The following is a 23,187-nucleotide window of genomic DNA, read 5'->3' on the forward strand; positions in this document are numbered from 1 at the left end:
TAAAGAATTATACTCTTCCCACTCTAATTTCTTCTACACATTCAGGATTCAATAACGTTGAAGTATCACCAAAGTTTTCAAAATCACCTTCGGCAATTTTTCTTAAGATTCTTCTCATAATTTTACCCGAACGCGTTTTTGGTAATTCCCTAACAAATTGAATCTTATCTAACTTAGCGATTGGTCCTATTTGATCTGAAATTAATTGATTAATCTCTTTCGTCAAATTATCCTTATCTCTACTTTCTCCCGATTCTTTCAAAATAATAAATCCATATAATGCATTTCCTTTCACATCATGAGGGAAACCTACAATTGCACTTTCTGCAACCGCTGGATGTTCATTAATATTATCTTCAATTGGAGCAGTTCCTAAATTATGTCCAGAAACAATAATTACATCATCTACTCTACCTGTAATTCTATAGTATCCAACCTCATCACGCAAAGCACCATCTCCTGTAAAATATTTACCTGGGAAAGCCGTAAAATAAGTCTCCTTATAACGTTGATGATCGCCCCAAATAGTTCGTGCCATAGAAGGCCAAGGGAATTTAATACACAAACTACCTGTTACTTGATTGCCTTCAATTTCATTACGCAATTCATCCATTAAAACAGGCTGTATTCCTGGCATTGGTAATGATGCATAGGTTGGTTTTGTTGGTGTTACAAAAGGAATTGGAGAAATCATAATACCTCCTGTTTCAGTTTGCCACCAAGTATCTACTAACGGACAACGCTTTCCTCCAACATGGTCATTATACCAGTGCCACGCTTCTTCATTAATAGGCTCTCCTACAGATCCAATTACTTTTAAACTTTTAAATTGAAAAGGTTGAACATATTCTGTACTTTCTTTTGCTAAAGCTCTAATAGCTGTTGGAGCAGTATAAAACTGTGTCACTTTATGTTTTTCAATTACTTGCCAAAAACGGCTAAAATCAGGATAAGTTGGTACACCTTCAAACATTACTGTTGTAGCACCATTTAATAATGGTCCGTATAAAATGTAAGAATGTCCTGTAATCCAACCTATATCTGCAGTACACCAATAAATATCGTCTTCTTCATAATCAAAGACATTTTTAAAAGTATAGGCTGTATAAACCATATATCCGGCAGTAGTATGCACCATTCCTTTTGGTTTTCCTGTAGACCCCGAAGTATACAATATAAATAAAGGATCTTCCGCATCCATCACCTCAGCAACATTATTTCCTAAAGCCTCATCTAAAAGGGGTTGCAACCATACATCTCTATCTTCCTTCATGTGTATTTTCTCATTGGTACGATTTACAACCAATACTTTTTCAACACTAGGACAATTGAATAAGGCTTCATCTACAATACCTTTAAGATTGATTGTTTTACTACCTCTAAAACCACCATCGGAAGTAATTACCATTCTACATTCACTATCATTAATACGAGTAGAAAGTGCAGTTGCAGAAAAACCAGCAAAAACAACAGAATGAATGGCTCCAATTCTAGCACAAGCCAATACAGCAACAGAAAGTTCAGGAATCATAGGTAAATAAATACAAACTCTATCTCCTTTTTTAATTCCTTGATCTTTAAGAACATTTGCCATTTTAGAAACTCTAACATACAATTCGTTATACGTTATGTGTTGTGCTTCTTCTTCTGGATTATTTGGTTCAAAAATAATCGCTGTCTTATCTCCTCTTTTATTTAAATGTCTATCAATACAGTTTTTAGCAATATTTACTTTTGCATTAACAAACCATTTAAATTGAGCGTTTTCCATATCAAACTCAAAGACTTTATCCCATTGTTGATACCATGTAAAGTTTTCATCGGCTATTTTGTCCCAAAATTTTCTAGGCTCTCTAACAGATTTCTTATACATTTTAAAATAATTCTCTAGGTCTTTAATTTTATAGTAGCTCATTTTTATCTATTTATTATCTATTGTGTTGTAAATATAAGTATTCTTTAAAAAAAACTAAATTAATTATCGCTAATTTAGTATAGTTTTCAATCAATTAGTTAAAATTATATTTAAAATCTATTTTAAAACATTAATTCTTTTACCTTATCAACTAACTTCTTTAATGAAAATGGTTTAGTCATATAGGCACTTGCTCCTAAGTCTAGTCCTTTTTGAATGTCTGATTCTTTATTTTTTGCAGATAGAAAAATTACTTTACAGTTTTTTAATTTTTCTTCTTTGTTTATTTCTACCAATGTAGCATAACCATCTACATTAGGCATCATAACATCTAAAATGATAACGTCTGGAATTTGTTTTTTTAGGATTTCTAAGGCTTCTTGTCCGTCTCTTGCAATAAAAACTTCAAAATTATTCTTTTTGAAAGTATATTCAAGCGACATAATTATGTTTGGTTCATCATCTACAATTAGGATCTTCTTCATTCTTTTCTTCTTTAATTTTCATACCCCAAGTTTGGTAGCGTAAAAGTAAAACATGCACCGGAATTTTCATTGTTTTCTGCCCAAATTTTTCCACGATGTAATTCTATAATTTGCTTGCAAATTGCCAAACCTAATCCGCTACCAATTGGTTTTTTAATGTTTTGATTATCAGACTGATAAAACTTATCAAAGATGTTTTCAAAGTCATTATTTTGAATTCCTTTACCATTGTCTTTTATACTTATTTTAAAAAAATCTTCCTTTTGTTCTATAGAAACAGTAATTATTCCGTCATTTTCAGGACAAAACTTAATTGCATTCGACAATAAATTGGTAATCACTTGTACCAATCTATCCTCATCATAAACGAAGAAATAGGGCTTTTTATTTTCAAAAGACAAGAAAATTCCTTTATTTTTTAGTAACTGTTGTAGTGGCTCAATTGTTTTCAAAATGGTAACACTAATGTCTTGTTCGGTGAGGTTTAGTTTTTGTTTTCCAGTTTCAAACTTTTCCAAATCTAGAATTTTATCTATCAAACGATTCAACCGATCGGATTCGGAAATGATGTTTTGAAGAAATTGTTTTTTTAAGCCATCAGGAATTTCGTCATCGTCAATTAATATCTCACTGGCAGCTCGTATTGCGGTAATAGGTGTTCGCAACTCATGTGTAACTGTATCTAAAAATTCATCTTTTTGTTTGTCTTTAGCTACTAAATTTTCATTTGCGTGTTGCAACTGTGCCGTAATTTCTTTTAATTCATTTGATGTTTCCGTTAGTTTTTTATTGATTAAAATCGTTTCATTCGATTCTTCTAATATCTTCAATACTTCTGTTAGTGTCACTTTTTCTTCTTTCACCACACTTGAAATTAGAATTCTTGCCGAAGCCGTACCAATATGTCCTGTTAATAAATTCTCTGCAAATTTCACCAAACGCGCATCGGCCAATTCTTGTTTTTTATCTACATTATATTTTGCATTAAAAATAGCCATTGCTCTTTGGGTTCGTTCCTCTCCTAGAAACTTTACCAAAACCTTTTCTATGTCTCTAGTATACGCTGTTCCTTTCCACACAAAAGCATTTTCATGATTGGTACTGTACTTATCTATGTCGATATACATTTCTGCATAGTTCCGCTCACGATAATTCCCTTTAAAACTTACCGAAACCGCAAAATAAGTCATAGTGTTAAAAAACAAACTCCAAAAGAAAGCATGAGCAATTGGTGATAAATAATCCAAGCCAAACAAAGCCAAGGGTTTTAAAAATTCGATATTAAAAAAACCAGTACTAATAAAAGTATTGTTTGTATTGGTAATACCAAAAGAATAAGGAATTAGCAAAGTGTACAAACAGACACCAAAACCAATTATAATTCCCCAAATAGCGCCCAAACGAGAGCCTCTTCTCCAAAACAAAGCACCAAAAAAGGCAGGAGCTAACTGACCAATAATTACAAAAGACACTAACCCAATAGACCCTAGGCTATAATCTAAAGCAAAAAAACGATAGATGAGATAGGACGCAATAATCAATGAGAAAATACCAATTTTACGAATGGTTACAATCTTCTTATTGTTTACCTCTTGTTCTTCGTTTTTTAAACGCCCTAAAAAGGTATAGGGTATTAATAAATTATTACTCAACATTGTCGACAAACTAATACTCGAAACTATAATCATTGAAATGGCTGCTGAAAAGCCGCCCAAGAAAACCATCGTTGTTAAAAAAGTATGATTGAAATATTGCGGAATTAACAACGAAAACGTATCTGCATTCTTAGCTTCCCCTTCAAACAACACATTGCCACCCCAAGCAATTGGAAAAACAAAAAGATTGAAAATAAACAAATACAACGGAAACAACCACAAAGCCGTTTTAATATGTCGCTCCCTATTGTTTTCTACTACTGCTACTTGAAACTGTCTTGGTAAAAGGAAAATAGCAAACAAAGACAACATGCACAAGAAAAACCAATTCATCCCTTGCTCGAGTCCTCCTATTGTATTTTTTGCCTCAAAATTTTCTAATACACTTGCTTGCTCATAAATATCTCCGAAACCATCAAACACATAGTACGTAACATAAACACCAATAATTACAAAAAACAATAACTTTAAAACACTCTCCATAGCGACAGCCGTAATAATCCCTTTTCGCTTTTCGGAAGCATCTACATAGCGTGTTCCATAGTAAGAAGCAAACAAGGCAAGAGCAACTGCAACATAGGTCGTCGTATCGAAGAAAATTAATGAATTTTCTGTGGTTTTTGTAACTACATGAAATGTTTCTGATATGGCTTTCAATTGCAAGGCGATATAAGGCAGAATGGCTGCCAAACAAATAAGCGTTACTATTGCTCCTAAAAATCGGCTATTACCATAACGTAAAGAAATAAAATCGGCTATACTAGACACATTATTCAATCTAGAAATACGAATGATTTTCCTTAGGATAATAATCCAAGCAGGAATTATAATGATAGGACCAATATAAATAGTCAAATAATTCAACCCAGAGTTCGCTGCAACACCTATACTCCCATAATACGTCCATGCAGTGCAATAGACCGCCAATGAAAAAGAATACACATACGGATTATTCGCCCATTTTAAATTCTCTTTTTTTTCTGCCCAATGAGCAATGAAAAACAAGAACGTTAAATAGAGTAATAAAATTATAATTAAAAATATACTACTCATAATATCGATTGACAATTATAATGGATACTAATATTGAAAATGCCCAAATTGAAAACACATAGATATAGAGTATTGGAATTCCTAATAGGGCTTCACTCTTATCGAATAAAAGTAACAACGGAAGGTTTAACGCAAGGAAAAGAAATACAGTTAAAACCACTAATTTCTGTTGGTGTCTTTTTTTCATGTTCTTTGTTTGTCTGCTAAAAATACAATTTATCTTTTTAACCTAAAAAAAATCGCTGTATTATATCTACAGCGATTTTAGTGCTACTAATTAAAACTCGAATTAAGAATGTGAGAAGAAAACTTCTCGATACGCTTCGCACTCGAAGAAACGTGTATCAAGAACCCTTTTTGATGAAGTTTCAAGCACTTCAACTTTCACTTTTTTCAACTTTTTACTTTTTACTTTTTACTTTTTACTTTTTACTAATGATCCACTGCTTCACCCGCTCCCGAAGGAATTCGAATGTTCTCTACAATTTCTTGCACATCTGCTGGTGGTGGTGGTGTAAAACTATTCACTACAAAAGCAACTATAAAATTCACAATCATAGCAATCGTTCCAAAACCTTCTGGAGAAATTCCGAACCACCAACCGTCTTTTAAACCAGCAACCGCTTCTTTTCCTCCATCAAAAATTCCAAATTTAAATTTCAACATATAGAAAAGCATCAATAGCATACCTACAACCATACCTGCAATAGCACCTTCTTTATTCATCTTCTTATGAAAGATTCCCAAAATAATAGCAGGAAAGAAAGATGCAGCAGCCAATCCGAATGCCAATGCTACAACGGCAGCAACAAAACCAGGTGGATTGATCCCGAAGTATCCCGCAATAACTACTGCAACAGTAGCCGCTCCACGAGCTGCCCACAATTCGTTTTTCTCCGATATGTTTGGATTGATCATTTTCTTAATTAAATCGTGAGAAACAGAAGAAGAAATTACCAATAATAACCCCGCTGCTGTAGACAAAGCTGCTGCTAATGCTCCCGCTGCTACCAAAGCAATTACCCAGTTTGGTAATTTTGCAATCTCCGGATTCGCCAATACCATAATATCATTATCAATTGTCAATTCATTTCCTTTTAAACCTTTGGCTGTGGCTTGATCTAAAAAGGCTTGATCTTTTGATTTGTCATTATAATATTGAATTTTACCATCCTTATTTTTGTCTTCATATTTCAATAAACCTGTTTTTTCCCAATTGGAAAACCACTGTGGCATATCGGCATAGTTTTTATCATTTACGGTATCTATCAAATTCACTTTAGCAAATACAGAAATTGCAGGTGCAGTAGTATATAAAATAGCAATTAACAACAAAGCCCATCCTGCCGATTTACGAGCATCTTTTACTTTCTTCACTGTAAAGAAACGCACAATAACGTGTGGCAAACCAGCGGTTCCTACCATTAAGGCTAAAGTAATTGCAAAAACATCGATCATTGATTTAGATCCCGAAGTATATTCTGCAAAACCCAATTCAGTAGATAATCCATTCAATTTATCCAACAAATACATGTCCGATCCAGCCACTGTGCCTCCCATACCCAATTGCGGAATAGGATTCCCTGTCATTTGAATAGAAATGAATATAGCAGGTACCATAAACGCAAAGATCAATACACAATATTGTGCTACTTGCGTATAGGTAATCCCTTTCATTCCCCCTAATACGGCATAAAACAAAACGATAATCATTCCAATCACAACACCCGTTTCTATCTCTACTTCTAAGAATCGAGAGAACACAACACCTACTCCACGCATTTGTCCGGCTACATAGGTAAAAGAAACAATTAGCGCACAAAATACAGCTACCGAACGTGCCGTTTTAGAATAGTAACGTTCCCCTATAAAATCGGGTACAGTAAACTTTCCAAATTTTCTTAAATACGGTGCTAATAATAGTGCTAATAATACATAACCTCCTGTCCATCCCATTAAATAGACCGCTCCATCATATCCTGCAAAGGAAATAATTCCTGCCATAGAGATAAACGATGCTGCCGACATCCAATCGGCTGCTGTTGCCATACCATTTGCTAATGGAGAAACACCACCACCAGCAACATAAAATTCTTTTGTTGATCCTGCTCTAGACCAAATTGCAATTCCGATATATAAAGCAAATGTAACGCCTACAATAATATAGGTCCAATTTTGTACATCCATGATTTTTATTTTTTTATTATTACTAATTAATCGTCATAACCGTATTTCTTGTCTAGTTTGTTCATTAATCGAACATAAACAAAAATCAGTATTACAAACACATATATCGATCCTTGTTGGGCAAACCAAAATCCTAACGGAAACCCACCAATTTTAATCGCATTCAAAGCATCTTTAAACAGTATTCCTGCCCCATAGGAAACAGCAAACCAAATACTTAATAGTATTAGAAGGTAACGAAGATTCTCCTTCCAATAGGCGGTTGCCTTTTTTTGATCTCTCATAATTTATTGTTTTAGTTGTTTTTTATAGGTATATCATTGCCTGAAGCGTAATGGTGTTTACCGCATCATTCTGTGCATATTTTAATGTTTGATATTCTAGTGTTATTTTAGAATTATGACCGCTGAAGTATAGATTAGTACCTATACCCAATTGTGAAGCAGTATCATTTATAGCATCTATCTTTCTACTATCATACGATAGGTATGGCTGAAACTTTGTCTTTGTTGCTACAGGTAGAACATAGCCCAAGTGCGCATGAAGCATAGACCCCGTTTCATAGGTAGTGCCTAATCTAAAATCTTTACCATAGTCGGTATTTTGATACAAAGCATAAGCTGTTAAAGCTCCTCCATTATTCCCAATTGGAGCATCATAGAAAGCATCTACTGCAAAAATACTTACATCCTCTCCAGATAAATTGCCTGTTGCATCTGCAATTACCGATCCTTTAGGGTGCATAAAAAAACCAGCACCAACATTTAATACTTTTTTAGTCCCCACATAGGAACCTACTTTATAAGGCAAGAAATTACTCTCTGCGTCAAAGAACGCATAATCAAAATAGCCCGAATAAGCTTTACCTGCTGCTTTAGAACCTAACAAACGACGTCCTGTATAGGTTGCCGCACCACCATTTAAAGGCACAGTAGTAGCTTGGAGATTATTAGTTTCTGCTTCATTCACAGCTACTCTATATTGCAATTTACCAAATGATCCTTTCAAGTATATACCTAAATGTCTTGCAAATTGATCGGACAGTCCAAGTGTTGCCCAAGACTGTCTTTGGTTATCGAGTGTCATGATGTTTAAGGTGCTCTGATTGTTCAAACGAGAAATTCCATTCCAGTAATGCAAACCACCTCCAACAGCATGCTTTTCTCCTAAACTATATTGCGCCCATACATCATGAAAAAACAATTGAGAAGCATCGCCTGTACCAGTAGGACTCATCGTATCGGCATTCAAACTATTCAGTCCAAAATGAGTTAGTATTAAAAAGTCTTTATTAATTTGTGCATACATCAAAACACGAGCTCTACGCAAACTAAAGCTTAAGTCCGCTTGTTCGTTTCCGTTACTATCTAAAGGTCTATCGGAATTGTGTTGTGCCCAAAATTGTGCCCAAGAAATGATTCTAAAATAGCTAGAACCGTCTTCATTAATGTTTACTTTTAAACCACTTCCATAATCGGGTGAACCTTGCGAAAAAGCAAAACTAGATATTAAAAGTCCTGCTAAAATCAATACTCTTTTCATAGGTATAAAATTTAATTGTATCACGTTATTTGTTGTATCAAATTTTATAAATAAATCTAGGACTGTAAAAAAGTATATATATAATTGTAAAGTACTATAGCTAATCCTTAAAACGTTCCCATTTAATAAGCATAAACTTATCGCCCAGTTCAGTAATAATCATTCCTGCACCAGACAATTGTTCTTTATTTTTTAGGTATTCCACCAATTCGGCGTGCTTGAATACCTTATAGCTAGGATGATAACTTGGATGTGGTGGTTTTTTAATTTTATACTCTTTCACCCAATTACTAATAGAGACATGAGAAACGCCAATAATGCGTTCTATTTCTCTATAGCTCAAGCCTTCTAAATAGAGCTGTAAAGCTTTTGTAACATAATAATCGTCTATCTTTTTACCTATTTTATTTACCGTAAAATAATAGGTACACGATTTGCACAAATACCGTTGTCTTTCTTTAATAATTCCGCTTTTCACAATAGTATTTCCACCACACTTTGGGCAAGTAATAACGTCCATATATATATATTTTGCATAAATATATTAAATTAGCAACTATATATAAATGAATTTGACATTTTTTTAATTAAAAAAATACACATATTATAAATTTATCGTATTATTATTGATTAATTTTTAATTAAAAAGACTTTAGTCAAAAATACACAATCCAATTATTAAACTACAGATTACAATCATTTCCACCTATTTTAAGATAACATAGAAACTAAACTTCTCGATACGCTTCGCATTCAAAGAGACGTGCATCGAGAACCTTTTTTGATGACGATTTTCTTGTTCTCAATACGATTTCCTATCGAAAATCACTAGAACTGACGAAAAACCTCATCAAAACTATTGCCATTAAAACTGTTCTCTCTTCTTTTCTTTCCTCTTTAACCAACCACTAAAAACATGAAGAAGCTGTATTGCCACAAGGGTATACAACTTCTTCAATAACCAAACAAAAAATCAAATCGATTCAAAAAAATCAAAAAAGTACCGATTTGTTTTTACTATTATTTTACAACTTGTTTGTATTTTTATTAATTGTTTGCATAATTTAACAACCTATTTGTACCAACAAAACTAAACTTATAAACAACAACAAATTGATAGTATATTATTCATTTTCTGTACTATTTTACCCTTTTTTACTATAAATACTATGGTTATAAAAAAAGCTATGAATGAATACCTAAACAAAAAATGCCATTCATCTGTATTTATTTTCTTAAATAAACACACTATATTATTTACAACTTGTTTGCAATTAAACATTATACACGAGTTGCCAATTGCTCCTCATTATACACAGTAACAAATAATACATGAATTGCCATACCTTCTTTACTAGAAAACAAAAGAAAACTAGAAAATAATACTAAACTTCTTCTGTTTTTTACTATTTTTATCCTTTATTCACATATAAAACAAGTACTTACACTATCAATAAACATTATTAATAAACAATAAACATTACAAAAACATGAAAAAAAGAGTACTATTCGCACTGTTTGTTTTATTTACTTCCTTGTCTATAAAAGCACAATGTGGAGCTGCTGCAAACATAACGGTCACTAATATCGTTAACAATTCAATGACAGTTAGTTGGACAGATCCGGCTAGCAATGCCGTTAGTTGGTCTATTGGTGTTTTTTATGATGGTGTTTTAGCAACTACTATCAGCGTTCAATCGAGTCCTTATGTAATTACAGGTTTACCTTGTAACAAAAACATTACAAACATTACTGTAAACAAAGACTGTGGTCCAGGCAATGGAGGCTCTTCTGCTTCTACTACTGTTGGCTATGTGACCAATTGTAATTTTGGTAGTCCAGAGAACATAGCAATATGTAGCGATACGCCAACGGTTTGTTTCGATTTAACGTCAAATAATGCTACTATTCTAGGAAACTATGCTCCGTCTAATTATACTATTAATTACTTTTCAACACAAACAGACGCTTTAGATAATATCAATCCTGTTGCTAGTCCTTATTGTGTCGATCAAAACACGGTTTTATTTTCTAGAATTACAGACAATTCAGATCCAACAATTTATCAAATCAATTCATTTACTCTTTTACCATCAACCTACATAAATATGAATGCTTTAAGCCATCTTGTACAATGTGATGATGATAATGATGGTAGCATTACGTATGATTTAACAACTTCTCAAGCGCTTATTGCTACAACAAATACGCTAACTTATTATCTTAGTTTTCAAGATGCTACAAACGAAGTGAATAGTATTTCTAATCCAGCTACTTTTGCACAAACAAATAGTGGTGCTTCTTTAGTTTATATTAGAGAATCTATTGTTAATGATTGCGATAAGATATACAGGCGCAATCTTATTTTTATAGCCAATTGTAATTCTGCATCCGTTTGTGACAATGCCAATTCTTTGTGCGGTTCATTAGACACTCCTTTTAATAACACAACAGGAGTACAATCAATAGGAAATCATGGTTGTTTAACCACGACACCTAATCCTACTTGGTTTTATTTCCCTGTAAGTCAATCGGGTACACTTAATTTCGAAATAAAACAAGGAGATAATGCTCCAGACTACAACAATCAAGATGTCGATTATATTGTATACGGACCTTTTACCAATCAATCAGAGGGTTGCACACTGTATAACGATACAAATATAGTAGCTTGTAGTTATTCTACTGCTTCTACCGAATATCCAATTATTCCAAATGCGCTAGCTGGTGAATATTATCTATTAATGGTTACTAATTTCTCTAACGATGTTGGATTTATTTCTATCGATTTATTACCAACTTCTACAGGAATTATAGATTGTACAGGACTTTCTTTTGTTTCCTTTTTAGACACCAATTCGAATGGTGTTCAAGACATAGGAGAAGTTAACTTTCCTTTAGGGAATTTTGATTATGAAAAAAACAACGATGGTACAATTCATACTATATTTGCTCCAAATGGCACGTTTAACATTTATGATAATGATATAGCAAATGCCTATGATGTTAATTTTACTATTCTGTCAAATTATGCGAGTTATTATAATGTAACAATAGCACCCTATACAGGACTGAACCCAACTTCGGGAATGATGACTTATTACTTCCCTGTTACACCCCTTCAAAACTATGAAGATGTTAGCGTTGTTGTTATTCCAACCAACCAACCAAGACCTGGTTTTAATTATACCAATAAAGTTGTCTACACGAATTTAGGAAACCAGACGGTTAGTGCAGGAACAATAACATTTAATACTCCAAGTGCTGTAACCATAAACAACACCAATCCTGCTACTGTACCAAATGCAAATGGATTTACATATGATTATACCAATTTATTACCTTTCGAGATTCGATCTATCGATGTAGCAATGGATGTGCCAACGGTACCAACCGTAAATGGAGGCGATTATCTAACGAGTACTGCCGCTATTTTACCAATTGTTAATGATGTTGCACCAAGCAATAACGACCATACCCTAACAGAACTTGTTGTTAATGCCTATGACCCGAACGACAAAACAGAATCGCATGGGCCAGAAATTTTACAGTCTAGTTTTACAGCAGAAGATTATTTAATATATACCATTCGTTTTGAAAACACAGGTAATGCAGCAGCTATTAATGTGAGCATTGAAGATGTATTAAATAGCCAACTCGACACCAATACTTTAGAAATGGTGAGTGCAAGTCATGCTTATGAAATGGATCGAATAGAAAAAACGATTACATGGAAATTTAACGGTATCATGTTGCCAGTTTCTCAAGCCAACAGCACTGTTGGTAAAGGATATGTAACTTTCAAAATTAAACCTTTAGCGGGTTATGCAGTGGGCGATATAATCCCTAACACAGCAGCTATCTATTTTGATTTTAACCCTGCAATTGTTACCAACACTTTCACAACTGAATTTGTATCTACCCTATCAAACGGCAGTTTTAATACCGAAAACATACACATTTATCCAAACCCTACTCAGGGAATACTAACAGTTAATTCTGGAAACAATGCCATACAATCCATCGTTTTATACGATATGCTTGGCAATCGATTATTCACAGAACTACCTTTACAAACTGAAACAAGTTTAGACATTAGCAACCTACAAACAGGGATCTATATTCTTGAACTTAGGTCGAATGATAACGAAAGACTAATTCAGAAGATTATTAAAAAATAATTAACCAAAATCAGAAACCCTATAAGGATTATTAGTTGCGACTAATAATCCTTATTTTTTTTATACTACAAGCCTTTATCAAAAGTTTAATACAAATCATGATATATATCATAGCTTTATTCGTCTATTTCTTTGTAAATTTACTTGTGGAATAAAACAAACTTATTTTATAAAATTAAATAACCCAATGGAATTTATTGATTACTACAAAATTCTTGAGATTGATAAAAGTGCAACAGCAGATGCTATCAAAAAAGCCTATCGAAAACTAGCGCGTAAATGGCATCCCGATGTGAACCCTAATGATGCTGCAGCAAAAGTAAAGTTTCAACAACTCAACGAAGCCAATGAGGTTTTAAGCCATCCTGAAAAAAGAAAAAAATACGATAAATACGGTAAAGATTGGGAACGCGGAGAAGAATATGAACAACAACGTCAGTATTCGAATAGCGGAAACCAACAAAATGCAGGTAATTTTAATGAGGGCGATTTCTCCGATTTCTTCTCTTCGATGTTCGGACAACAAAGAGGTGGAGGCAATAGGCGTAGTAATGCCAAATTTAGAGGACAGGATTTTAACGCTCAATTGCAAATAGACATTAAAGAAGCCGCTAAAACGCATAAAAAAGAACTTACTATTAATGGGAAGAGCCTACGCATTACCATTCCTGCTGGTATTGAAGACGAACAAACCATAAAAATTAACGGCTATGGTGGTGAAGGAGCCAACAAAGGCCCTAATGGCGATTTGTATATTACTTTTTCAATCGTAAACACAACCCCATTTAAACGCGTTGGTAATGATTTGTATGTGAATCATGATTTAGATTTATACACCGCTGTGCTAGGAGGAGAAATAATGCTAACCGCTTTCGATGCTTCCAAACTAAAACTTAAAGTTGCAGCAGGAACGCAAAACGGAACAAAAATACGTTTGAAAGGAAAAGGCTTTCCTGTGTATAAAAAAGAAGACACATTTGGCGATTTATATGTTACCTATACAGTGACTATACCGACTCAACTTTCCGAAAAAGAAAAAGAACTATTTCAGCAGTTAGCCCAAAAATAAACAACTATGGACACACAAGAATTAATAATAATCGAAGTATTCTGCAAAGAATACCAAATAGAAAAGCACCTTGTTGACGATTTAGAAGCATTTGGATTACTACAAACCATACAACACAATCAAGCTACCTACATACACAAAAACCAATTAGTCAACATTGAAAAAATAATACGACTGCACAACGATTTAAACATAAACAAAGAAGGTATAGCAGTCATACTAGACCTACTAGAAAAAGTAAATCAATTGCAAACAGAAGTCAAGCACCTAAACGACCGATTGGGATTGTATGAGTAATACCATGCCTCCTTTGAATGCACTGTTCAGCAACCAGTATAAGAATAAATTATAGCTACAACCCAACCAAAAAAAGAACACCCAATAAGGATTATTAGTTGCCACTAGTAATCCTTATTTTTTTATACTCTTCGTAGCACCACAAATAACATCATTTATCATTTTACCATTAAAAACAAAAGAGCCATCGGCTCGATATATGTGTAAGGCAGGGTTTTAACCCTGTCATTACAACCTACCACAAGAAAAAGAGCCGTAGGTTCGATATATTATAAACACAAACAAAATCCACAAACTTGTCTTCCTGAAAGGATCCCATTTGTTGCGCTACAAACAACATCATTTATTTTTTACCATTAAAAACAACGGATTAAAATCACGTTGCTACAATATGAATCATTTATATATCAACGGATTGAAATCCATTGCTACAAAATGAGTCGTTCCTATGGAACTAGCACGTTTATAAAATCTGCGTAAATCAGCAAAATCTGCGTGCTATTTAACCACAAACCATTCTCAACCATCAAAAAGAGCCATCGGCTCGATATATCTGTAAGGCAGGGTTTCAACCCTGTCATTACAACCTAACACGAAGAAAAAGAGCCGTAGGTTCGGTATATTATAAACACAAACAACATCATTAATAATTAACCATCAACCATTAACAATTACCCCAGTCTAATGAGACCTTTACAAGGTGACAATATTGTGGTTAGAAAATCTGCGTAAATCAGCAAAATCTGCGTGCTATTTAACCACAAACCGTTCTCAATCATCAAAAAGAGCCATCGGCTCGATATATGTGTAAGGCAGGGTTTCAACCCTGTCATTACAACCTAACACGAAGAAAAAGAGCCGTAGGTTCGATATATTATAAACACAAACAAAATCCACAAACTTGTCATCCTGAAAGGATCCCATTTGTTGCGCTACAAACAACATCATTTATTATTTACCATTAAAAAACAACGGATTAAAATCACGTTGCTACAATATGAATCGTTCCTATGGAACTAGCACGTTTATAAAATCTGCGTAAATCAGCAAAATCTGCGTGCATTTAACCACAATTAATAATTAACCATCAATAATTAAAAATCACCCCAAACTAATGAGACCTTTACAAGGTGACAATATTGTGGTTAGAAAATCTGTGAAAATCTGCAAAATCTGCGTGCTATTTAACCACAAAACATTCTCAATCATCAAAAAGAGCCATCGGCTCGATATATGTGTAAGGCAGGGTTTCAACCCTGCCATTACAACCTAACACAAGAAAAAAGAGCCGTAGGTTCGATATTTTATAAACACAAACAACATCATTAATAATTAATAATTAACAATCAATCATTAACAATCAAACCATTAATAATCAATAAAAAAAGACACAAAGCCAAAGCCTTGTGCCTTTCCGTTCCCATGATTAACAATCAAACCTAAAAAACGAAACATTAACCCACAACTACATTACCCAAATAAGTACTCGTAGCATATCGTTTCTCATCTGCCGAAGCAAAAGTAGCCCATACCTCTACTGTCGATCCCGATAAAGTAACCGGTAATAAAAGTCCACCCGTTGTAGCACTTCTTTCAGCCACAGCCAACGAATAAATCCAGTTCTTAGTAGCAGCATCATATACCCCAACAACCAACCTGTCTGTAGCTAACGCCTCTCCTTGACCTGTATTATTATTCCAAGTAAAATCGATCGTATTTGCCGTGTTAGAAACAATAGCACCCCCTTCAATACCAACCAAATAGCCTTTCGCAATTTGCACCTTGTTGTAGGCAAAAGTAAAGTCAGGGTCTGTAAACACTATTGCTTCCTTCATGTGATAGGACATTGCCCGATTTACTCGCGATTTCTCACCCTGATTGGCTCCATAATACCGACTTAAAATAGGATAAATTGGCCCTAGAAAAGCAATTACAGACGAAAACTTTAACCGATGCTGCGCTTGTAATGGTGTTGCAGCTTTGTTACTCCTTCTTGGTAAACTACGCATTACTTCTTTACCTCTCCAGTTAGCACCAACTACTGGCCCAACTTTTCCCGAAAATGCACCCATGATGCCCTTGTTATACGTTCCCATACTTCAAATAATTAAATATTAAACATTCTTTTTTTAGTGCTCAATAACTTGCGATTGTTAATTAGCATAATGACAACTTTTAACTAACAAATCTCTCACTACTAACCACTTACTACTCACTACCAACAACTTTGCCAAAAGCATTAAAAATGACTCAGCTGAACGGTTGTGACTGGTTCTGACTTGGTTTGACTGGTTTTGACGTATACTGATGTATAAGACCCCCTTTAAAGCTGTTAAATAAGGGTTTTGTTCGGAGATTGTTCGGAAGCGCTGCGGGCGAGTAGCACTAAACAGGCACTTTTTCGCTACAACGCCCGAACGAAACTGCTACTTGACTGCTACTAAACCTAAAAAAATTACGAATTAGGAATTAGAGATTGAGAATTACGGATTAGTAAAAATTATGAATTAGAAATTATGAATTAGGGATTAGTAAAAATTATGAATTATGAATTAGGGATTACGGATTACGGATTACGGATTGGGGATTGGGGATTCAGAATTATGAATTATGGGTTAGGGATTGGGGGGTTAGGGGTTAGTGAAAATTTGGAAAAAACAATAGCACCTAATTATTTTTTTGGTACAAAATTTGATAATTTGTTTCTAACTAAAGAGCTATAATAACCCGATGTATTGTAATTGTTTTTTTAACGAACTTATTTCTTGTTTTCGACGTACTGTTCTTCGAGTACTCAGATAGCTATCGGTAGGTGTCGAGAAGTTGTGTTTCATTATATAAAAACAGTCAAACAAAGAAAATTAAATGGTGTGCCATGAGAAAAAAAATACTTTTATTTATCCTATTGCTATCCGTAAAAATCGATGCGCAGGAAATAAAAAATTATCCAAGACAATTTGTTTTTAGCAGTTGCGATTCTGTTTCTGTAGCCATAAAAGAGCTAAATAAATGCACCAATGATAAATTTATAAAATACTTCAGAAAAAAATACGACTGGTTCAAAATTATTGGAATTGCCCCTTATACCATAAGATTTTATCTTTTTTATGAAATTGACACAAAAGGGAATATTCGTTTTACAACAGTAAAAAACAGACAGCATCCCTATGACTCCATAACGAATAGATTGGCTTTACAATTAAGCAAAGGAGTTGCAACCGATTTAAATGAGTCCCAAAGTATAAAACCTGCATTAAACGAAGAAGGAAAACCTGTTCGCTATAGAAATTCTATATACTGTAGTTTCTTGGGAGGTAATTATCTAGAAGATGAATTAAAAAATAAAATTCCCGAATTAGAAAAAAAATTCACCTACAAAGCCATTTATGCACACCCGCATGAAAAGGATTATTTACTATATTATCAAGCAACACAATCCAAAGAAATTGCAGTTTATAAATTAAATGCTACAACTAAAAAAGAAGTTTTTATAGCAAAATATAAAGACATACAAGAAGCCAATCAAAAATATTATTACCTCAGAAATCTAAAGATAAGATCTGACTATCCATTAAGCTTTCTTTTTAAAAATGATGAATTAATAGAAATACGAAAAACAGACAACACCTATAAAACCTATTATTGTAATGAAAAAGAGAAAATAAAATCAGAAGAATTCGAAAATATTTTATCATTATACTATTCAATATATCAACCAGTCCTTTTAAAGAATTAGGTTGCCAAACATAAATTTATTTTTCTCCTTACAGCTATTCGAATAGTTCCTTTTCTTTTACAGTAAATTCAAATCATAACTGGTACAAGTCCACAAAATGAGCTATTTATTTAAATAAAAACGGAACACCAAACACTTTTAACTTCCCCTTTCGACTTTTAACTTTTAACTTTCGATTATAAAAAAAACACTCAATTACGTTTTCCCGCAAGGATGCTATTTTTTGCTGTACTACCTTTGGCTTGTGATACAAAACAACCGCTTAAACTTTAACAATTACTACAGAAAAAGTGTATTCTTGTTTTTAGGAATTGGTTTACATTGCAATTACAAGAAATCGCATTAAAAACAGGTAGAAATACCTGAACCCCTCTTGCCGAAATGGTTTATTTTTGGTAGGTTTGGTAAATACTAAAATCATTGTGAATGATTAATAAGAAAACATTGTCTGAAAGAGATATCTGTTCTAAGTACATAAACCCTAGTCTTGAAAAAGCGGGTTGGGATATGAAACGACAAGTACGTGAAGAAGTGTCTTTTACAGATGGACGCATTATTGTTCAAGGAAAATTATATACTAGAGGTCAAAGTAAAAGAGCTGATTATATTCTTTATTATAAATCAAATATACCTATTGCAATAATTGAAGCTAAAGACAATAAAAAGCCAGTAGGGTCTGGCATGCAACAAGCTTTAGAATATTCAGAGATTTTGCAAATTCCATTTGTTTTTACTTCCAATGGTGATTCTTTTGTTTTTCATGATAAAACAAATACATCAAATAATTTAGAAACCGAATTATCATTAGATGCTTTTCCTTCTCCTGAAACTTTATGGAACAAATATTTAAAACACAATAACCTTGAAGAACCCAAAGCTAAAGAAATAGTTGAAAAAGATTATTTTGTAGATGTTAGTGGAATGAATCCAAGGTATTATCAACAAAATGCAGTAAATAGAACAATTGAAGCAGTAGCAAAGGGACAAAATAAGATAATTTTGGTAATGGCTACTGGTACTGGTAAAACCTACACTGCTTTTAATATCATTTGGAGGTTGTGGAAATCTGGTGTTAAGAAAAGAATATTATTTCTTGCCGATAGAAATGCCTTATTAACACAAACTAAAAATGGTGACTTCTCCCCTTTTGGGAACGATATTATGCACATTATTAAAAATAGAAAGATTGATAAATCGTATCAAATCTACTATGCTTTATACCAAGGTTTAACAAGTACTGACGAAGAAAAAAATGCTTACAAAGAGTTCAGCAAAGATTTCTTTGATTTAGTTGTGATTGATGAGTGTCATAGAGGAAGTGCTGCTGAAGCTTCTGCTTGGAGAGATGTTTTAACTTATTTTGATTCAGCAACTCAAATTGGATTAACGGCTACACCAAAAGAAACAAAAGATGTTTCTAATATAGACTATTTTGGAGAGCCTGTTTATACTTACTCTCTAAAGCAAGGTATTGATGATGGTTTTTTAGCACCTTATAAAGTTATTAGAATAACTACTAATGTAGATGAAGGATGGAGACCTACAAAAGGCATGTTAGACAAATATGGTCATGAAATAAAAGACCGTATTTATAATTTAAAAGACTATGATAGAACGTTAGTTATTGATGGACGCACAGAACTTGTTGCTAAAAAAATAACCGAATATTTAAAAGCTACAGATCGATTTGCCAAAACGATTGTATTTTGTACGGATATCGACCATGCGAATAGAATGCGTCAAGCACTAATAAATGAAAATGCCGATTTAGTTGCAAAACATTGGAATTATTGTGTAAAAATAACAGGTGATGATGAAGTGGGCAAACAAGAGTTAGATAATTTTACCGATGTTGAAGAACAATTTCCTGTCATTGCTACTACTTCTAAAATGTTGACTACTGGTATAGATACTAAAATGGTTAAATTGATTGTTTTGGAATCTAACATACAGTCGGTTACTGAATTTAAACAAATTATTGGTAGAGGCACAAGAATACGGGAAGCGGAAGGAAAAGTTTATTTTACCATTATGGACTTTAGAAAAGCAACGAACATTTTTGCACGACCTGATTTTGATGGTGACCCAGTTCAAATATACGAACCTGGACCAAATGATCCCGTTGTACCACCAGAAAACCCTGATACCACTAAAGATCCTATTATTGATGGAGAGGATTGGTTACCCGATGATTTTAAGCCGAATCCTCCCGATATTGATATTGATGGAGACGAAGGGAAAGTGAAGAAATATTATGTGAATGAAGTACCTGTTGCTGTTGTAAATGAACGTATTCAATACTATGGAAAAGACGGGAAATTAATAACAGAATCCTTAAAAGATTATTCGAAGAAAAATTTAGAAAAAGAATTCTGTTCTCTTGATGATTTTATTCAAAAATGGAATGATGCTGAAAAGAAAGAGGAATTAATCAAAGAATTGGCAGAACATGGTGTTTTGCTAGAAGCACTGCGTGAAGAAGTAGGACAAGACATGGATGATTTTGATTTGATTTGTCACATTGCTTTTGACCAACCTGCATTGACTCGTAAAGAAAGAGCGAACAAAGTGCGTAAACGCAATTACTTTGGGAAATATAGCGAAACCGCTCAAAAAGTATTGAATAGTTTGTTAGATAAATACGAACAAGAAGGTATTTCTTCCATAGAGCAAGGTTCTATTCTTAAAGTGAAACCTTTAAATGAAATGGGGTCTCCCGTTGAAATAGTTAGAGCTTTTGGAAAAAATAAAGATTTTGAACAAGCAGTTAAAGAATTAGAAAACGAAATATACAATATAGCATAATGTTTAGTCATAAAGATATTCAATGGGTTCGTAATGTAAAACACGCAAATGGAGAAGACTGGGCTTACTTTGGTGATGATAAAGATGATATGATTTTGCATTGGTCATCATCATTTGTTCATAGACCTACACACGCGATGATTCCGCAAAAAGGTGATTTAGTTGTTTTATTTCAAAAAGTTAATACAAATAATCAAGTTTGTTTTACACACTTATTAACACCTTTAGACAATTTGGAACAGGACTTGATAGATTCTAATCCAAAACATCGTTGGGGTAGAAAAATGAAAGTATTAGCGAGAACAAAAGAATTTATAAAACCTTTTAATTTCGACCTAAGAACTGTTAGTCAAGGTCATACCTATTCCATTGAGTTACTAGATAAACAAATTGAAAAAGAAGCCATTCAAAAAACACTTTGGAATGGTTTCAAACCCTTTTTTAATAATGAAGTTTATCAAGAATACTTTAATGAGGTATATGCTAATGTTGTAGACGAAAGTGTGGATGATATAGAAGCTAATGAAGGTGCTTGGAATTATGCCATACACCGTTTTAGAGAAAGAGATAGAAATTTAGTCAATAAAAAGAAAGCGTCTACTAATCCTTTACTATGCGAATGTTGTAATTTTGATTTCTCAAAAACCTATCCTGATTTAGGTAATGGTTTTATCGAATGTCATCATACTATTCCAATTCATCAAGGTGAAAGAATTACAAATATAGACGAACTCGCTTTAGTTTGTTCTAACTGTCATAGCATGTTGCATAGAAAGAATAAAAATAACGAATATTATACTATAGAAGGACTAAAAGAAATTATAAAAAAGAATGAGTAACATTACCACAAACATAAAAAGCATACGCGATATTATGCGTAAAGACACAGGAGTAGATGGAGATGCACAACGCATTTCGCAAATGGTATGGATGCTTTTCATGAAAATATTTGCCGATAAAGAAGAAGAATGGGAAATTACCATAGACAACTATGCTTCTCCCATTCCTGAAAAACTAAAATGGCAAAACTGGGCAGCTGATGATGAAGGATTAACAGGTGATGCTTTAATGGAGTTTGTGAATAATGACTTATTTCCAGCGCTGAAAGAATTAGATATTACCATAAGTCCGCAAGCACATATCATTCGTTCGGTTTTTGATGATACTTATAACTACATGAAAAACGGAACACTGTTTCGTCAAGTAATTAACGTTGTTAATGAAATTGATTTTAATAATACCAACGAACGTCATTTGTTTAATGACATTTATGAAACCATTTTAAAAGAATTACAATCGGCTGGTTCTTCTGGAGAATATTATACTCCTAGAGCGGTTACGCAATTTATGGTAGACATGATTAACCCACAATTGGGTGAAAGTGTTTTAGACCCAGCTTGTGGAACAGGTGGTTTTTTAACCTGTACTATTGACCATTTACGCGAACAAGTAAACACTCCAAAAGACAGAGATATTTTACAAACTTCTATACGAGGTATTGAGAAAAAACCTTTACCCCATTTATTGTGTACGACCAATTTAATGCTACATGGTTTTGATTTGCCAGCTGTGCGAAGAGACAACTTGTTAAGCAAGCCGTATGCCGATTGGGGAGCCAAAGACAAATTAGATATTATACTTACCAATCCTCCTTTTGGTGGTGTGGAAGAAGATGGTACCGAAACCAACTTTCCTCAAAAGTTTAGAACCAAAGAAACTGCCGATTTGTTTATGGCTTTAATTATAAAGTTATTGAAAAATAACGGACGTTGTGCGGTGGTTTTACCGGATGGTACTTTGTTTGGAGAAGGTATGAAAACCAGACTGAAAGAAGAACTATTAGAAAAATGCAACTTACATACGATAGTACGTTTGCCTAATGGTGTTTTTAACCCATACACAGGTATTAAAACAAACTTATTATTTTTTGAAAAAGGAACGGCTACTAAAGAAGTGTGGTATTTTGAACATCCTTATCCTGAGGGTGTGGTGAGCTACAACAAAACCAAACCTATCAATATCAAAGAATTTAATTTAGAAAAAGCATGGTGGAACAACAGAGCAGAAAATAAAAACGCTTGGAAAGTATCTATTGAAGAAATTAAAAAAAGAAACTACAATTTAGATATAAAAAATCCTCACCAAGATGAAGATACTTTAGCTAGCCCTGAAGTATTGCTAGAGAAATTTAAAGCTACTGAACAAAAAATTTCTACCATACAAGACGAAATAATAAAAGTATTAACCGAAGCCTTACAATAA

Annotated in this window: 17 protein-coding genes; 8 read left to right on the forward strand and 9 right to left on the reverse strand. The window is 33.5% G+C overall.

Annotated features, from left to right (window positions below; translation table 11 throughout):
• Positions 1–7: 7 nt before the first annotated feature.
• The 8 genes from acs to L2Z92_RS18610 all read right to left on the reverse strand — a co-directional run bounded on the left by acs (position 8) and on the right by L2Z92_RS18610 (position 9,357).
• The gene (acs, locus tag L2Z92_RS18575; RefSeq protein WP_236456180.1) at positions 8–1,915 is read right to left on the reverse strand and encodes an acetate--CoA ligase; all 1,908 of its coding nucleotides are present in this window, start codon (positions 1,913–1,915) and stop codon (positions 8–10) included.
• Positions 1,916–2,037: 122 nt separating this feature from the next.
• Positions 2,038–2,400 carry a response regulator transcription factor gene (locus L2Z92_RS18580; RefSeq protein ID WP_236456181.1) on the reverse strand — a complete coding sequence of 121 codons (363 nt, stop codon included), beginning with the start codon at positions 2,398–2,400 and terminating at the stop codon, positions 2,038–2,040.
• An 11-nt stretch (positions 2,401–2,411) separates the two neighbouring features.
• On the reverse strand, positions 2,412–5,108 hold the full coding sequence (locus L2Z92_RS18585) for an ATP-binding protein (RefSeq protein WP_236456182.1): 2,697 nt from the start codon (positions 5,106–5,108) through the stop codon (positions 2,412–2,414).
• Entirely contained in the window at positions 5,101–5,295 is a 195-nt protein-coding gene (locus L2Z92_RS18590) for a hypothetical protein (RefSeq protein WP_236456183.1), read from the reverse strand. The genes L2Z92_RS18585 and L2Z92_RS18590 overlap by 8 nt, the downstream gene beginning before the upstream one ends.
• A gap of 245 nt (positions 5,296–5,540) precedes the next feature.
• A complete protein-coding gene (locus L2Z92_RS18595) occupies positions 5,541–7,295 on the reverse strand; it encodes a sodium:solute symporter family protein (protein WP_236456184.1) in 1,755 nt (584 codons plus the stop codon).
• A 26-nt stretch (positions 7,296–7,321) separates the two neighbouring features.
• Complete coding sequence (locus tag L2Z92_RS18600; RefSeq protein ID WP_236456185.1) at positions 7,322–7,579, reverse strand: DUF4212 domain-containing protein; 258 nt, start codon at positions 7,577–7,579, stop codon at positions 7,322–7,324.
• Positions 7,580–7,601: 22 nt separating this feature from the next.
• Complete coding sequence (locus L2Z92_RS18605; RefSeq protein ID WP_236456186.1) at positions 7,602–8,837, reverse strand: hypothetical protein; 1,236 nt, start codon at positions 8,835–8,837, stop codon at positions 7,602–7,604.
• A gap of 100 nt (positions 8,838–8,937) precedes the next feature.
• The gene (locus tag L2Z92_RS18610; RefSeq protein ID WP_236456188.1) at positions 8,938–9,357 is read right to left on the reverse strand and encodes an IS1/IS1595 family N-terminal zinc-binding domain-containing protein; all 420 of its coding nucleotides are present in this window, start codon (positions 9,355–9,357) and stop codon (positions 8,938–8,940) included.
• A gap of 970 nt (positions 9,358–10,327) precedes the next feature.
• Here L2Z92_RS18610 and L2Z92_RS18615 point away from each other — a divergent pair.
• The 3 genes from L2Z92_RS18615 (at position 10,328) to L2Z92_RS18625 (ending at position 14,384) form a co-directional block, all read left to right on the forward strand.
• On the forward strand, positions 10,328–13,018 hold the full coding sequence (locus L2Z92_RS18615; RefSeq protein WP_236456189.1) for a T9SS type A sorting domain-containing protein: 2,691 nt from the start codon (positions 10,328–10,330) through the stop codon (positions 13,016–13,018).
• A 187-nt stretch (positions 13,019–13,205) separates the two neighbouring features.
• Positions 13,206–14,087, forward strand: a complete 882-nt coding sequence (locus L2Z92_RS18620) for a DnaJ C-terminal domain-containing protein (RefSeq protein WP_236456190.1) — start codon at positions 13,206–13,208, stop codon at positions 14,085–14,087.
• Positions 14,088–14,093: 6 nt separating this feature from the next.
• Entirely contained in the window at positions 14,094–14,384 is a 291-nt protein-coding gene (locus L2Z92_RS18625) for a chaperone modulator CbpM (RefSeq protein WP_236456191.1), read from the forward strand.
• A 1,454-nt stretch (positions 14,385–15,838) separates the two neighbouring features.
• Here the strand turns inward: L2Z92_RS18625 and L2Z92_RS18630 are convergent.
• Positions 15,839–16,480: a DUF6266 family protein gene (locus tag L2Z92_RS18630; RefSeq protein ID WP_236456192.1), complete on the reverse strand. Its 642-nt coding sequence runs from the start codon at positions 16,478–16,480 to the stop codon at positions 15,839–15,841.
• A gap of 444 nt (positions 16,481–16,924) precedes the next feature.
• Between L2Z92_RS18630 and L2Z92_RS18635 the strand changes: the two genes are divergently transcribed.
• The 5 genes from L2Z92_RS18635 to L2Z92_RS18655 all read left to right on the forward strand — a co-directional run bounded on the left by L2Z92_RS18635 (position 16,925) and on the right by L2Z92_RS18655 (position 23,187).
• On the forward strand, positions 16,925–17,107 hold the full coding sequence (locus L2Z92_RS18635; protein WP_236456193.1) for a hypothetical protein: 183 nt from the start codon (positions 16,925–16,927) through the stop codon (positions 17,105–17,107).
• 152 nt (positions 17,108–17,259) lie between these two features.
• A complete protein-coding gene (locus tag L2Z92_RS18640; RefSeq protein WP_236456194.1) occupies positions 17,260–18,120 on the forward strand; it encodes a hypothetical protein in 861 nt (286 codons plus the stop codon).
• Positions 18,121–18,549: 429 nt separating this feature from the next.
• The gene (gene hsdR / locus L2Z92_RS18645) at positions 18,550–20,925 is read left to right on the forward strand and encodes an EcoAI/FtnUII family type I restriction enzme subunit R (RefSeq protein ID WP_379678297.1); all 2,376 of its coding nucleotides are present in this window, start codon (positions 18,550–18,552) and stop codon (positions 20,923–20,925) included.
• A complete protein-coding gene (locus L2Z92_RS18650; RefSeq protein ID WP_236456196.1) occupies positions 20,925–21,764 on the forward strand; it encodes an HNH endonuclease in 840 nt (279 codons plus the stop codon). The genes hsdR and L2Z92_RS18650 overlap by 1 nt, the downstream gene beginning before the upstream one ends.
• Entirely contained in the window at positions 21,757–23,187 is a 1,431-nt protein-coding gene (locus L2Z92_RS18655; RefSeq protein WP_236456198.1) for a class I SAM-dependent DNA methyltransferase, read from the forward strand. The genes L2Z92_RS18650 and L2Z92_RS18655 overlap by 8 nt, the downstream gene beginning before the upstream one ends.

The sequence above is a fragment of the Flavobacterium jumunjinense genome (assembly GCF_021650975.2).
Classification (GTDB): domain Bacteria; phylum Bacteroidota; class Bacteroidia; order Flavobacteriales; family Flavobacteriaceae; genus Flavobacterium; species Flavobacterium jumunjinense.